The sequence below is a fragment of the Methylohalomonas lacus genome (assembly GCF_024808875.1).
Classification (GTDB): domain Bacteria; phylum Pseudomonadota; class Gammaproteobacteria; order Methylohalomonadales; family Methylohalomonadaceae; genus Methylohalomonas; species Methylohalomonas lacus.
The window spans coordinates 79,456-93,978 of the sequence record NZ_JANUCT010000004.1 but is presented as its reverse complement, the minus strand read 5'-3'; the positions used below and the strand labels follow the sequence as shown (position 1 = coordinate 93,978).

General features: G+C 61.1%; 14 protein-coding genes and 1 pseudogene. 11 read left to right on the top strand and 4 right to left on the bottom strand.

Features of this window, described 5'->3' with window-relative positions:
- Positions 1-14 precede the first annotated feature (14 nt).
- The 3 genes from J2T55_RS03625 to J2T55_RS03615 all read right to left on the bottom strand — a co-directional run bounded on the left by J2T55_RS03625 (position 15) and on the right by J2T55_RS03615 (position 3,696).
- A complete protein-coding gene (locus J2T55_RS03625; protein ID WP_259054303.1) occupies positions 15-1,154 on the bottom strand; it encodes a PQQ-dependent sugar dehydrogenase in 1,140 nt (379 codons plus the stop codon).
- A gap of 80 nt (positions 1,155-1,234) precedes the next feature.
- Positions 1,235-3,127, bottom strand: coding sequence for a DNA topoisomerase IV subunit B (gene parE, locus J2T55_RS03620; protein ID WP_259054301.1), 1,893 nt, complete (start codon positions 3,125-3,127; stop codon positions 1,235-1,237).
- A gap of 323 nt (positions 3,128-3,450) precedes the next feature.
- Entirely contained in the window at positions 3,451-3,696 is a 246-nt protein-coding gene (locus tag J2T55_RS03615; RefSeq protein WP_259054299.1) for a heterodisulfide reductase-related iron-sulfur binding cluster, read from the bottom strand.
- Between the two features lie 292 nt (positions 3,697-3,988).
- On the opposite strand from J2T55_RS03615, the gene J2T55_RS03610 reads away from it, so the two are divergent.
- From J2T55_RS03610 to J2T55_RS03595, 4 genes are all read left to right on the top strand, one after another.
- Positions 3,989-4,303 carry an exodeoxyribonuclease VII small subunit gene (locus tag J2T55_RS03610; RefSeq protein WP_259054297.1) on the top strand — a complete coding sequence of 105 codons (315 nt, stop codon included), beginning with the start codon at positions 3,989-3,991 and terminating at the stop codon, positions 4,301-4,303.
- 2 nt (positions 4,304-4,305) lie between these two features.
- Positions 4,306-5,196 (top strand): (2E,6E)-farnesyl diphosphate synthase, encoded by an 891-nt coding sequence (gene ispA, locus J2T55_RS03605; protein WP_259054295.1) that lies wholly within the window; start codon positions 4,306-4,308, stop codon positions 5,194-5,196.
- A gap of 120 nt (positions 5,197-5,316) precedes the next feature.
- Positions 5,317-6,123 (top strand): GTP cyclohydrolase FolE2, encoded by an 807-nt coding sequence (gene folE2, locus J2T55_RS03600; RefSeq protein ID WP_259054428.1) that lies wholly within the window; start codon positions 5,317-5,319, stop codon positions 6,121-6,123.
- 56 nt (positions 6,124-6,179) lie between these two features.
- Entirely contained in the window at positions 6,180-6,479 is a 300-nt protein-coding gene (locus tag J2T55_RS03595; protein ID WP_259054292.1) for a hypothetical protein, read from the top strand.
- A 187-nt stretch (positions 6,480-6,666) separates the two neighbouring features.
- Here the strand turns inward: J2T55_RS03595 and mazG are convergent, their stop codons facing one another.
- On the bottom strand, positions 6,667-7,473 hold the full coding sequence (gene mazG, locus J2T55_RS03590) for a nucleoside triphosphate pyrophosphohydrolase (protein ID WP_259054291.1): 807 nt from the start codon (positions 7,471-7,473) through the stop codon (positions 6,667-6,669).
- Between the two features lie 201 nt (positions 7,474-7,674).
- On the opposite strand from mazG, the gene J2T55_RS03585 reads away from it, so the two are divergent.
- From J2T55_RS03585 to fabI, 7 genes and pseudogenes are all read left to right on the top strand, one after another.
- On the top strand, positions 7,675-8,247 hold the full coding sequence (locus J2T55_RS03585) for an HNH endonuclease (RefSeq protein WP_259054289.1): 573 nt from the start codon (positions 7,675-7,677) through the stop codon (positions 8,245-8,247).
- 78 nt (positions 8,248-8,325) lie between these two features.
- Positions 8,326-9,525 carry a pyridoxal phosphate-dependent aminotransferase gene (locus J2T55_RS03580; RefSeq protein ID WP_259054287.1) on the top strand — a complete coding sequence of 400 codons (1,200 nt, stop codon included), beginning with the start codon at positions 8,326-8,328 and terminating at the stop codon, positions 9,523-9,525.
- Positions 9,526-9,677: 152 nt separating this feature from the next.
- Complete coding sequence (locus J2T55_RS03575; protein ID WP_259054285.1) at positions 9,678-10,058, top strand: hypothetical protein; 381 nt, start codon at positions 9,678-9,680, stop codon at positions 10,056-10,058.
- A 255-nt stretch (positions 10,059-10,313) separates the two neighbouring features.
- Positions 10,314-10,598, top strand: a complete 285-nt coding sequence (locus J2T55_RS03570) for an Lpp/OprI family alanine-zipper lipoprotein (protein ID WP_259054284.1) — start codon at positions 10,314-10,316, stop codon at positions 10,596-10,598.
- A gap of 545 nt (positions 10,599-11,143) precedes the next feature.
- Positions 11,144-12,546 (top strand): annotated as a pseudogene (locus J2T55_RS03565) (bifunctional enoyl-CoA hydratase/phosphate acetyltransferase).
- Positions 12,543-13,730: an acetate/propionate family kinase gene (locus J2T55_RS03560; protein ID WP_259054282.1), complete on the top strand. Its 1,188-nt coding sequence runs from the start codon at positions 12,543-12,545 to the stop codon at positions 13,728-13,730. The pseudogene J2T55_RS03565 and the gene J2T55_RS03560 overlap by 4 nt, the downstream one beginning before the upstream one ends.
- Positions 13,727-14,497, top strand: coding sequence for an enoyl-ACP reductase FabI (gene fabI, locus J2T55_RS03555; protein ID WP_259054281.1), 771 nt, complete (start codon positions 13,727-13,729; stop codon positions 14,495-14,497). The genes J2T55_RS03560 and fabI overlap by 4 nt, the downstream gene beginning before the upstream one ends.
- Positions 14,498-14,523 lie beyond the last annotated feature (26 nt).

The window sequence follows — 14,523 nt, the reverse complement described above, 5'->3', positions numbered from 1 at the left end:
GCCGGGACATCGCCTCAGGAGGCCGGCTCAATTCTAAGCAGTTCGCCCTTCGCTTCATCGAGCACGTACAGCAGGCCGTCGGGCCCCTGGCGGATGGCGCGCACCCGTTCCAGCGTGCCCTCGAGCAGGCGTTCCTCGCCGGTTACCTCGAAATCTTCGTTCAACTCGAGCCGGGCGATGAAACCGAACTTGAGCGAGCCAACGAAAGCATCGCCCTGCCATTCCGGAAAGGCATCACCCGCGTAGAACGCCAGCCCGGAGGTGGCGATCGACGGGTCCCAGTAATGCACCGGTTGTTCCAAGCCTTCCTTGTGCGTGCCCTCGCCGATTTGCGTGCCCGTACCGTAGTTGACGCCGTAGGTGATCACCGGCCAGCCGTAATTGTTGCCGGCCTGCATCAGGTTGAGTTCATCGCCGCCCTGCGGACCGTGCTCGTTGGTCCACAGCTGTCCGGTTTCCGGATGCAGCGTCATGCCCTGCATGTTGCGGTTGCCGTAGGTATAGATTTCCGGCCGTGCACCATCCGCGTCGACCAACGGATTGTCGTCCGGCACGCGGCCATCCGGGTGAATGCGGATCAACGAACCGGGATGCGTGGAGCGATCCTGGGCCTGGTCCTTGATACCACGGTCACCGAGCGATATGTACAGCATACCGTCGGACGTGAACTGCAGGCGTGAACCGAAGTGGCGGCCACCGTCCGACTTCGGCAGGGCGCGGAAGATCACCTCGACATCCTCCAGCGCGTTATCAACGAGTCGGCCGCGCGCAACCTCGGTGCCGTAACCGCCCTCACCTTCGCCGGCGTAGCTGAAGTAGATCCGCCGGTTGTCGGCGAAGTCGGGGTCCAGCACCACGTCGAGCAGACCGCCCTGGCCGATTGCGGCGATATTGTCCGGCAGGCCACTGATCGGTTCCGCCAGCAGTTCACCGTCGCGCACCCGCCGCAGGTCACCCGACTTTTCCGTTATCAACAGGCCTCCGTCGGGCAGAAACGCGAATCCCCAGGGTTGATCGAGATCGCTGACCACCGGCGTCAGGCGAAAACTCTGCTGTTCGGAGTCAAACGTCGCCGCCGTGGTCGGGTTGCCGCAGGCACCGGCGAGCAGGCTGGCCAATGCAAGCGTGCATGAGAAAGTTCTTAATTGAATCATGGTATTACCGCCTTTCGTTAAAGTAATGACTGGAATCGGTCTATACCCAGTGTTAGTCAGTCAACGGCGCGAGTCTATCCCTAGTACATGACCTCGGCATGGTCGCCCTTGGATTCCAGCCACGAGCGCCGATCGGCGGCGCGCTTTTTCGCCAGCAGCATGTCGAGCAACTGATCGGTGGTATCACCGTCGGCCAGGGTCAGGCGCACCAGTCGCCGGGTTTCCGGCGCCATGGTCGTTTCACGCAACTGCAGCGGATTCATCTCGCCGAGCCCCTTGAAGCGCTGGACGTTGACCTTGCCCTTCTTGTTCTCGGCGGCTATGCGGTCGAGCACGCCTTCCTTTTCCTGTTCATCCAGGGCGTAGTAGACCTCCTTGCCGACGTCGATGCGATACAGCGGCGGCATGGCAACGAACACGTGCCCGCCTGCGACCAGCGGCCGGAAATGCTTGACGAACAGCGCACACAGCAGGGTCGCGATATGCAGGCCGTCGGAGTCGGCATCGGCGAGGATACACACCTTGCCGTAGCGCAGCGTCGACAGATCCTCGGAGCCGGGATCCACACCCAGCGCCACGGCGATATCATGAACCTCCTTGGAGCCGAGCACTTCGGCGGGATCGACTTCCCAGGTGTTCATGATCTTGCCGCGTAACGGCATCACCGCCTGGTAGTCGCGATCGCGCGCCTGTTTGGCCGAGCCGCCGGCAGAATCACCCTCGACCAGAAACAGTTCGGTGCGATCCAGCCCCTGGCCGGTACAGTCGGCCAGCTTGCCGGGCAGTGCCGGGCCGCTGCCGACCTTCTTGCGCACCACCTTCTTTTCCGCCTTCAGGCGTTTCTGTGCATGCCGCACGGCCAGTTCGGCGATCTGCTGGCCGCTTTCGACGTGATGGTTGAGCCAGTCACTGAAGGCATCGCTGACCACGCCGGAAACGAAGGTGGCGCAATTGCGCGAGGTCAGCCGTTCCTTGGTCTGGCCGGAAAACTGCGGATCGTCCAGTTTCACCGACAGCAGGTAGCTGCAGCGTTCCCAGACGTCTTCCGGCGCCAGTTTCACGCCACGCGGCAGCAGCGAACGCTGATCGCAGAACTCGCGCAGTGCTTCCAGCAAGCCCTGGCGCAAGCCGTTCACGTGCGTACCGCCCTGCACGGTAGGCACCAGGTTGACGTAGCTTTCGGTTACCAGTTCACCATCGTCCGGCAGCCAATGCACTGCCCAGTCGACGGTTTCATTGTTGCCCGCCAGGCTGCCGAGAAAGGGCTCTTCCGGCAGCAGCGTATGGCCGCTCAGCGCCTCGGACAGGTAACTGCGAATGCCGTCGCTGTAACACCATTCCTCGGTTTCATCGTTGGCCTCGTCCTGCAGCCGGATGGTCAGACCCGGACACAGCACGGCCTTGGCACGCAGCAGGTGCTTGAGTTTTGGCAGTGCGAACTTCGTGGTATCGAAATACTGCGGGTCCGGCCAGAAGCGGATGCGCGTGCCGGTGTTTTGCTTGCCGACCGTGCCGACTTCTTCCAGCTTCGACTGCACCTCGCCACCGGCAAAGGCCATGTTGTACTCCTTGCCGCCGCGCTTGACCCAGATCTCGAGATGCTTCGACAGCGCGTTGACCACCGATACGCCGACGCCGTGTAGACCGCCGGAGAACTGGTAGCTCTTGCGCGAAAACTTGCCGCCGGCGTGCAGTCGCGTGAGGATAACCTCGACGCCGGGTACGTTTTCACCGGGATGCATGTCGACCGGCATGCCGCGGCCGTCGTCGCTGCAGCTGACCGAACCGTCCTTGTGCAGGATGACCTCGATCTTTTTCGCATAGCCGGCAATAGCCTCGTCGACGCTGTTGTCGACCACTTCCTGGATCAGGTGATTCGGCCGGGACGTGTCGGTATACATGCCTGGCCGTTTGCGTACCGGCTCCAGGCCGGTCAGGACTTCAATATCGGCCGCGTCGTATTGTTTATTCAAGAATGACCCCGAAAATTATGCAATTGGAAACATCGGTCACATGGTCGCCGCATTATGCGGGGTGGCGATCATGTTGTCAGGCGGGTTTTGTATTGTAACGTGACGGCGCCGTCAAGCCATTGACAACGCGACCGAAACAGGCAGGGATCCAGCCGGGATCGACAATGAGGGCTGCACGCAGCGCGTCGGGAACGCACTCTACTGCATACGGCAGTTCCTGCTTGAACATCAGCACACAGGACGGCACCGGCGCCATCTATTCCTGGCCAACTGCGCAGCCGTATAGAGCCGCGGCATGTGTATGCTTTCAATCGCGCCAGCGTTTACAGATCGCCAAGCTCAAGCTTGAGCATGCCGCAACAGCGTTCCTGTCCAACCGGTGATACCGGAATGCGGTTATGCTCGAGAACGGCCAGCAGGTCCTCGACCACGCCCGGGTTATTGCGGTTGCCGTAGCAGGTCACGAACATTGCCACCCGACCACAGGTATCAGCGGCGGGCTGAGCCTTGATGTCCAGCGTGTCACGGTCGGCGCTGCGCTTGCATAGGTTGCTGCCGTAATACTTCATTTACTGCCTTTCAGCTCAGACAGAGCAACCCTTCTCATGCAGACGCACAAGAAAATCCGGCAACTCACTGATTGGTAATGCTTTTCAAGTTATTCGCGCCTCGCCCTTTCAATGCTTGCAGTTTTAGAGCCAAACTAACCTGTTTCAGGATCAAAGCGGGTCCACGACAGGGCAGTGTCAATTATGCATCGCAACAGGTTATCGCCGCCCGGCACCTACCCGCGGGGTCTGTACAGTCGTGTGCAAACCGGTATGATTGCCGCCTTAATTTGACACCCGTCCGAGTACAACCTTGGCCAAGGCAAAACAAAACAGCGACAGTAAACCGGCTGCGGATCCCGCGGCGGAAAAATTCGATTTCGAGGCTGCCCTGGCGGAGCTGGAGCAGCTGGTCGAACGAATGGAACAGGGCGAGCTCAGCCTGGAAGAATCGCTCCAGCAGTTCGAGCGCGGCATCGCCCTCACCCGCGCCTGCCAGCAAGCCCTGCAGGCGGCTGAACAGAAAGTCCAGATACTGCTGAATGAAACGCCGGAAGCAGAACTCAGCGAATTCGACAGCGATAGCGCGCGCGACAAACAGAACAACGACAACCCTGACCAGGCTTGACTATGGCCTTTGAGACCCGCCTGCAGCTTTACCAGCGCAGCGCCGAAGCCGCCCTCGAGCGCTGGCTCCCCGACGCCACCATTCAACCGCAGCATCTGCACGGGGCGATGCGCTACGCCGTGCTCGGCAATGGCAAACGCATCCGCCCGGTGCTCGTCTATGCCACCGGCGAGGCCTTCGGGGTCGATCTTGCCGCGCTCGACGGCCCCGCCTGCGCGGTGGAAATGATCCATGCCTATTCGCTGGTGCACGACGACCTGCCGGCCATGGACAACGATGACCTGCGCCGCGGCCAACCGACCTGCCACCGCGCCTACGACGAGGCAACCGCGATACTTGCCGGTGATGCCCTGCAGGCGCTGTCGTTCCACATTCTCGCCAGCGACGACGCCATTCAGGTAGCGGCCGATCGCCGTCTGGCGATGATCAACGCCCTGGCCGTGGCCAGCGGTTCGCGCGGCATGGCCGGCGGCCAGGCCATCGACCTGGCGGCGGTGGGCAATCAGCTGAATATCGCCGAGCTGGAAAACATGCACATCCATAAGACCGGCGGCCTGATCCGAGCCAGTGTCGAGCTCGGCGCACTGTCCAGCCCGACGGCGGCCAGCGACGAAGTCGACCGGGTGTGTCACTATGCGCACTGTGTCGGCCTGGCCTTCCAGGTGCGTGACGACATTCTCGATATCGAAAGCGACACCGAAACCCTGGGCAAGACGCAGGGCGCCGATGTCGCCCGCAACAAGCCGACCTACCCGCACCTGCTCGGTATGGGCCGCGCCAAGCAGGCGGCCGCGGACCTGTACCAGGAAGCGCTCGACAGCCTGGCCGGATTCGGCCCGCAGGCCGACATGTTGCGTGGGGTGGCGAACTATATCGTCAACCGCAATAAATGATTGTTTATGCTTCGTCGAGTTGAGACGAACTCTAAAGCTTAGTAAAATACTAAGGAATTGCCCCGCAATAGACGGGCACGAACTCAGAGTAGAGGAAATGGCATGAGCCACCCAGAGACCATGAACGAGGAAACCATCAACGAGCTGCCGGATACCCAGGGCAGTGCCGACACGCGCAATCTCGCTATCGACCAGGTCGGCATCAAGGACATCAACCACCCGATCGTTGTGACCTCGCGTTCCGGCCAGGAACAGCATACGGTTGCCAACTTCAACATGTACGTCGCCCTGCCACACAACTTCAAGGGCACACACATGTCGCGTTTCGTCGAGATTCTCAACAACCACGAGTATGAGATCACCATCGACTCGTTCAAGCGCATGATTAGCGAGATGGTCGAGACGCTCGATGCCGAGTCCGGCCATATTGAAATGTCGTTTCCCTATTTTATCGAGAAAGCCGCGCCGGCAACCGGCGTCAAGAGCCTGCTCGACTACGAGGTGACCTTCATCGGCCAGATCCAGGACAACGGCAAGCCACAGGTGCTGGTCCGGATCATCGTCCCGGTAACCTCATTGTGCCCATGCTCCAAGGGCATCTCCGATTACGGCGCCCATAACCAGCGCTCGCACATCACCATCACCGTCAAGACCAACGGTTTCATCTGGATCGAGGACCTGATCGAAATGGTCGAGGCCGAGGGCTCGTGCGAACTCTATGGCCTGCTCAAGCGGCCCGACGAAAAATGGGTCACCGAGCGTGCCTACGACAACCCGAAGTTTGTCGAGGACATCGTTCGCGATGTCGCCGTCCAGTTCAACCGCGACGATCGTATCGCCGGCTACACCGTGGAATCGGAAAACTTCGAGTCGATTCACAACCATTCGGCCTACGCCAAGATCATTAAGGATAAAAAGAGCAAATAACCGCTCCGCGCGCGTCGCGGCGGAACTGTTGCCGCGACGCGCCGCTCTCAGGGGGTATGTCGACCCTGTTCCTGAAACAATCCGCCCGTACCTTGCTGCTCGCACTGATGCCGCTGACGGCCGGTGCCGACAGTCTGGACCTGCGTGACTACAGTCTGCTCGATACCGGCATGTCGCAGGCCGAGGTCGAGTACCGGGTCGGGCCACCGGACCGCGAATCGGTGCTCGGCGACGGCATTCACGGTCCCACCCGGATCATCTGGTACTACATTCCCGCGTCAGCCAACGGCTGGATCAGCGAGATCATCTTCGATTCCCATGGCCGCATCAGGGATCTGAAGCGGTACAAGCCGTAGTTGCGTCGTGCGTCGCTGGTGAAGCGTATCTCGACGGCGGGCCTTGCCTGTCACCAGTTACCAACTCCCCCCATTCCCGGCTTACTGCATGCCGGGACAGGCTCTTGCTTCCGTCGTCACAAGGTTGAAGAAACAAGCGTGCGCTGCGCGCCATTTGTGCATGGTGAACCCCACCAATCACCAGTCACTAATCACCAGCCTCCGCTACCCCATTCGTCTTCGCTTCCTCCCACAGCGCATCCATTTCTTCCAGGCTGCTGTCTTCCGGTGTCCTGCCCTGCGCGGCAAGCCGTTCCTCAATAAAGGCGAAACGGGACTCGAACTTGCGGTTGGCACGGCGTAGCGCGGATTCCGGATCGATGCCGGCATGGCGGGCAAGATTGACGCAGGCAAACAGCAAGTCACCGAACTCTTCCTCCACGCGCACATGATTGTCCGCACCGCGGGCCATTTCGCTGCGGAACTCGTCCAGTTCTTCCTCGATCTTGGCGAACACCGGCGCCGGGTCGCCCCAGTCAAAACCAACGTGGGCGGCGCGCTTTTGCAGCTTGCGCGCCCGGCTCAGGGCGGGCAGGGCCCGTGGCACGTCGGCCAGCGCACCATCACCGGCTCCTGACTGGCGGCGCTCCTCGGCCTTGATGCGTTCCCACTGGCCACTGAGTTCGGCCTCGTCAGTAGCAGTCTCGGCAAACACATGCGGATGACGGCGTTCCAGTTTCCCGGCGATGGTCGCAGCGACGCTGTCGAAATCAAACCAGTCGCGTTCACTGCCCAGCTGGGCATAGAAAACGACCTGGAACAGCAGATCACCAAGCTCGCCGCGAATGCTTTCGGCATCGCCCGTCTCGATGGCCTCGGCCAGTTCGTAGGCCTCCTCAAGGGTATGCGGGACGATACTGGCGAAATCCTGGCGCCGGTCCCAGGGACAGCCATTGTCGGGATCGCGCAGCTGGCGCATGATCGCAAGCAGGCGTTGAGTCGCTTCAAGTGTCATGATTTTGTCCAAAAGATTGGCGCTGAAAATCGATGGCCCGTCTCAGATTGTGGTGAGAAAGACTTGATTCAGAGGTACATTTTGCATAATGATAACAAGCGTCAGCCTCACAAGGGTTGCATCCCGGGTTTTATAAAGACCCTCCGTCCGTGCCGGCGCAACACTCCGGAACGGTCGGCGCGGGAACGAGGATAACAATAAATGAGCCACTTGATTTTACGTCTCGATGTATCGGGTACCCCGGTCACGTGGATACCCTGGCAGGATGCGGTCTGCCTTTACAGCCGCAACATGGTCGCCTGGACCGCGGGCGAGCACATGTTCCGTTTCCAGGGCGGCATATGCCGAGCCACCGGCCAGCGCTCCGCCGTCAATGTCAATTCCATCATCGCCATCAAGCGCTCGGCACAAAACAAATACGTCCGCCGCGGCGTACCGCCCCTGACCAATCGCGAACTGTTCCTGCGCGATGCTCATATGTGCATGTATTGCGGTAACGATCAGCGTAACACCCTGCTGACGCGCGACCATGTGCTGCCGATATCGCGCGGTGGCCGGGACAGCTGGTCCAACGTCGTTGCCGCCTGTCGTACCTGCAATACCCGCAAGGGCAACCGTATCCCTGAAGAAGCGCACATGCCGCTGCTGGCCGTACCGTATGTGCCGAACTGGGCCGAGTACCTGGCACTGTCGAACCGGCGCATTCTCGCTGACCAGATGGACTTCCTGAAGTCGCAGTTCTCCGGCCGGCCGATGCCCTTTCACCGGCAATAGCCGTGCACCGGGGCCACCCTGCCCAGCGGCCCTGACGACAGGTATGATGGCGGGCTTTGCCCGTAACCGATCAGAACCATGTCCGCACAGACTCGCTCAAGCCCCGTTCAGCGTCCGCCCGTCAGCCGCCGCATGCAGGCGGTTCAGGATCCGATCATTCCCCTGCTGGGCGAGTGGATCCGGGCGCAGCCCGGTACCATCTCGCTGGGCCAGGGCGTGGTCTACTATCCGCCACCCACCGCCGCACTCACGGCGGCACGCAGCTACCCGGAAACCGCCGAGGCCCATCGCTATGGCCCGGTAGTCGGCGAAGCCACGCTGCGCGAAGCAATCCAGGCCAAGCTGGCAAACGATAACGGGCTTGCCGTCAATGACGATCGAATCGTCGTCACTGCCGGTTCCAACATGGGCTTTATGAACAGCCTGCTGGCGATCGCCGATCCGGGCGACGAGATCATTCTGCTGACGCCGTACTACTTCAATCACGAAATGGCCATCAGCATGCTCGGTTGCCGCTGTGTGCCGGTGGCGACCGACGCCGACTACCAGCCGGACCTGGCGGCGATCAGCGCCGCCATCACGCCACGTACCCGTGCTGTCGTCACCGTCTCGCCGAACAATCCCACCGGCGCGGTCTATCCACGGGCCACGCTCCGGGCGATCAACGCACTCTGCCGGGAACAGGGTCTCTATCACATCAGCGACGAGGCCTACGAATACTTCACCTACGACGATCATGAACACTACTCGCCGGCCAGCGACCCGACGGCGGCCGATCACACGATTTCGCTGTTCTCGCTGTCCAAGGCCTACGGCATGGCCGGCTGGCGCATCGGCTACATGGTCATTCCGCCGGCCATCGCCACGGCCGTACAAAAGGCCCAGGACACCAACCTCATCTGCCCGACCCTGATCGCCCAGCAGGCCGCCGCCGCGGCACTAAACTGCGGTGGCGACTACTGCCGCCAGCACCTGGACAGCCTTGCCGCAACCCGGCGCCAGGTGCTGGCAGCGCTGCAGCCACTCGCCGGTCGCTGCGTGGCGCCAGCCGCCAATGGCGCCTTTTATATCCTGCTGCGCGTGGCCACGGACATGGACTCGCTGACACTGACACGGCGCCTGATCGCCGAGCACCAGGTCGCCGTCCTGCCCGGGCAGACGTTCGGCTGCAGCGACGGCTGTTACCTGCGGATTTCCTATGGCGCACTGGCCGGCCAGACCGCGGTGGCCGGTGTCGAGCGGCTGGTCGGCGGCCTGGCGACACTGCTCGGCGACTGATGCGCGGGTTTTGTTCAAGGCAACTTGGGGCCAGGCACACAGCGCTGGCCATCATGGCCATGGTCGGGATATATTCCCGTGCCGTTCACTCTAACGGCCATTACCAACAACAAATAAAGCGGCCGCACGCGGCCCTCATCAGGGAGTAGCACATGCGTTTCAGGATTTTATTGACTGCTGTTGTCAGCGTACTGTTCAGTTCATCATTGTATGCCGCCGATGCCGAAGGCAACTACGCCATTTGGGGTATGGGCAACGCCTCCTGCCATTCCTACAACAAGGCCCGGGAAAAGGATGGCACCGACGAATTCCGTTACTACATCATGGGCTATCTGACGGCTTACAATGTCCACCAGAGCGAGACCTACAGCATCAGTAATCTGCAGGAGATGCCCGACATCATGGCCTGGTTCGACGACTTCTGTACCAACAACGCCGTCCACAGTTTCGAAAGCGCGCTCGCAAACTTCATTAGTGAACATTACGAGGACCGCAAGAAGACCCTGCGCCAGAAGAATCCATACGGCCGCTGAGACAGGCCGCCGGCGGCCGTGACGCAGGTCACGCCCGCTGAAAAAATGGCCGCCACCTCTGGTCAGTGGCCGGCAGAACGGTTATCTTGTGCGTTGCGTTACCGGGGTAGAGGGGCTGTACCGAGGCCGATCCGGCCCGGATGACAACGGCCATCATTTACAGTGGCGCAAATTGCTATAGACTAAAAAATACGTCATTATTAGCAGACGTGAACTGGGGAATCCTCAGACTCAAGTCCAATGGGAGAATCATCAATGAAAACAAAGCTTGTGAAAATCTCAGCACTTGCCCTGGCGCTTGGGCTGATCGCCGGCTGTGGTGCCACGCAGGAACAGCTCGACGAAGTTCGCGCCACTGCCGAAACCGCACTGGCTGAAGCCAAGAACGCCCAGCAGCGTGCTGACAATGCTCATACTGTCGCCTCAGAAGCAGCCTATGCCGCTTCCGAAGCCCAGAAGAGCGTCCAGACTGCACTCGACTGCTGCAACGAAAACTCTGACCGCCTGGACCGTATGTTCGAAAAGGCCATGGCCAAGTAACTTCGTTTTACAGCAGTTCAGTAAAAAAAAGCCCTGTAGCGATACAGGGCTTTTTTTATTGTTATTCGTAGATTAACGGGACAGGTTAAAGCATAAGCAGTAGCGCCAGTCGATTATGGATACAGGTCATCAGCGATGACAACCAGCCACGGATACTGATTTGATATTGATTAGCCACTGGCCAAACACGGCATAGTCCGCCATTTAGCCACGCCCCGACCGTCAACTTCACGGTTCCTTTTACTCCAAGCCTCAACCAGATCATCGACAATCAATACCTTGAACAGTGACTCCAACAGACCGGGATGACTGGGGTGACTGAGCACGGCAGTAGAATCATCAGCGTTACCAGGCTGAGCCAGCATTTCCCCATACCGCAGACGATACATATATCCAGACCCGGCCATCCTGTACTGTCGATCAGACCGAACGGCGCAATAGTCCGGGTCTTGGAGGTTGGTTGACGCAGCGCAGCATTCGTGAAATAAAGGGCGTATTGAACCACCGCCCGGTCAACGTACCGAATTTTTAGGAAAAACAGCGTCATGCCGAATTCACGACCCGTCATCGCCAACCAGGTTTTTGATGAGATCGAGATCGGCGCCAGCGCCAGCATCGAACGGCGCCTGACCCAACGCGACATCCAGCTGTTTGCGGTCATGAGCGGCGATGTCAATCCGGCGCACCTGGACGCCGACTACGCCAAAAGCAGTCATTTTCATGAAATCATCGCCCACGGGCTGTGGGGCGGTTCACTGATTTCCACGGTGCTCGGCACGATCCTGCCGGGACCGGGGACCATCTACCTGGGTCAGTCACTGAAGTTCAGGCGCCCGGTCCATCTCGGCGATTTACTCACGGTCAGCGTCACGGCAAGGGAGAAAAGAGCCGAGCGCAACATTGTCGTGTTCGACTGCTGCTGCATCAACCAGAACGGCGAGACCGTGATCGAGGGCGAGGCCGAGGTTATCGCCCCGACCGATAAGATCGAGCGCCCGCGCCCGGATCTGCCCGAGATACGCCTGTCCGAGCGCGGCCGCCTGAAGGAACTGTTCGAAGCCGCCGAACCACTCGACCCACTAGCGACGGCAGTGGTTCATCCGTGTAGCGAATATGCTCTGCGCGGCGCCGTGGAATCGGCCCAAGCCGGCCTGATACGGCCGCACCTGGTCGGTCCGGCCGACCGCATCCGCCGCCTGGCCGACGAGCTGGAACTCGACATCAGTGACTATCCGCTCGTCGACGTCGAACACAGTCACTCTGCGGCCGAAAAGGCCGTGCACATGGGCCGCGCCAGTGAAGTCGACGCGCTGATGAAAGGCAGCCTGGATACCAACGAACTGCTACGCGCCGTCATACACAAGGAACGCGGCATCCGCTCGGAACGGCGTATCAGCCACGTTTACGCCTTCGACGTACCGACCTATCCGCGCCCGGTACTGGTCACCGACGCCGCGATCAACATCGCGCCGATGCTCGACGAAATGCGCGATATCGTCCAGAACGCCATCGACCTCGCCCACGCGCTGGAAATCGAACGGCCGAAAGTTGCGCTGCTGTCGGCGGTGGAAAAGTCAACAAGGATATCAGCTCGACCCTGACGGCGGCGGCGCTTTGCAAGATGGCCGATCGCGGCCAGATCACCGGCGGCGTACTCGATGGCCCGCTGGCTTTCGACAACGCCGTCTCGCCGGCGGCGGTCGAGGCCAAGCAAATCGAATCAAAGGTGGCCGGTCAGGCCGACATTCTCGTCGCGCCGGACCTGGAAGCGGCGAACATCCTCGCCAAGCAGCTTATCTACCTGGCCGACGCCAAGGGCGCTGGTATCGTCATGGGCGCGCGCCTGCCGATCATCCTGACCAGCCGCTCGGACTCGGTCATACAGCGCATCGCCTCAAGCTCGCTGGCGCTGCTTTACCACAGGCATTACAAAAGCGTACGGCGATGAACCGACCCATACTGGTCATCAACAGCGGCTCGTCGAGCATCAAGTACTGTCTCTACAGTACCGATCTCAAATGCCTCGACCGCGGCCAGATCGACCGCCTTGGCGGCCAGCCCACCTTGACGAGCCGACGCGACGGCGAAGCGCACAGTCGCGAACTGCACGCCGGCACCAGTCATGCGCAGGCGCTGGAGCAACTGCTCGACGAACTCATGGCCAGCGAGGCGCAGACCGATCACCTAGCCGTCGGCCACCGCGTGGTGCACGGCGGCAGCGACTTCAGCGCACCGGTAACGATAGACGACAGCGTACTGCAGCGGTTGCAGGCGATCGTTCCGCTGGCGCCATTACATCAACCCTACAACCTGGCCGCGATCGGGGCCATCCGCGACATCTATCCGGATACGCCGCAGGTGGCCTGTTTCGATACCGCCTTTCACGCGAACATCGGCAAGCCGGCCACGCAGTTCGGCCTGCCGGCGCGTTATCATGACGCCGGCGTGCGCCGCTATGGCTTTCACGGCCTGTCGTACGAATACATCGCCACGCGCCTGGCCGATACTGATCCACAATTGGCCGCTGGTCGCGTCATCGCCGCGCACCTGGGCAACGGCGCCAGCCTCTGCGCCCTGCACGGCGGCCAGAGCGTCGACACCAGCATGGGCTTCAGCACCCTCGAAGGCCTGATGATGGGCACGCGCTGCGGCCGCCTCGACCCGGGCGCCCTGCTCTATATGCAGGCATCCATGGGCATGGACGTCGAAGCCGTGACCGCACTGCTATATCACGAGTCGGGCCTGAAAGGTGTATCCGGCATCAGCCACGATATGCGCGACCTCGAAACCAGTGACGCCCCGCAGACGCGCGAGGCCATCGATCTTTACGTCTACCGCATCCTCGCCGAACTCGGCGCGCTGGCCGTCGGCCTGCAGGGCATCGACGGCCTGGTCTTCACCGGCGGCATCGGCGAGAACAGCGCGCACATCCGGCGACGCGTCAGCGAATGCCTCGGCTGGCTGGGCGCGGAACTGGACGAAGCAGCCAACGAACGCAACGCGCGCGTCATCTCTACAGCTGGCAGCCGAATAAAGCTTTGTGTCATTCCCACCGACGAGGAAGGCATGATCGCCCGCCACACGCGTGAACGACTCAACCACCCCGAAGAATTGAAGGATACGAGAACATGACCCGCTTCGATCTGAGTAACAAGAAGGGCCTGATCGTCGGCATCGCTAACGAACAATCACTTGCCTACGGCAGCGCGCAGGCAATCCGCGAACAGGGCGGGCGCCTCGCCATCACCTATCTCAATGACAAGGCCAGGCCGCACGTCGAGCCGCTGGCGAATGAACTCGGATCGGAACTGTTTCTGCCCTGCAACGTCACCCGGCCGGATGAAGTCGACGCCGTCTTCACGCAGATCCGCGAGCACTGGGGCGGGCTGGATTTTCTCATACATTCGATCGCCTACGCGCCGCTGGCCGATCTGCAGGGCCGACTGATTGATTCCAGCCGCGACGGCTTTCTCGAGGCGATGGACATCTCCTGTCACTCACTCATGCGACTGGCGAAACAGGCCGAGCCACTGATGAAGGACGGCGGCAGCATCCTCACCATGAGTTACATCGGCGCCGAACGCGCGGTGGCAAACTACAACCTCATGGGTCCGGTGAAGGCGGCACTGGAAAGCGCGGTGCGCTACCTGGCCCACGAGCTCGGGCCGCGAGATATCCGCGTCAACGCGATCTCGGCCGGTCCAGTGGCCACGCGCGCAGCCTCCGGCCTGGCCGACTTCGAAAAGCTAATCGAGCGCGCCAACCAGCACGCACCACTGAACCGGCCCTTGAGCGTCGCCGATGTCGGCTCGCTGGCCGCCTTCCTGGTCGCGGACGGCGCCTATTCGATCACCGGCGAGACCCTGCACGTCGACGGCGGCTACCACGCCCGCGACTAGCGCCACGGCCCCGGTGGCCGGCACCC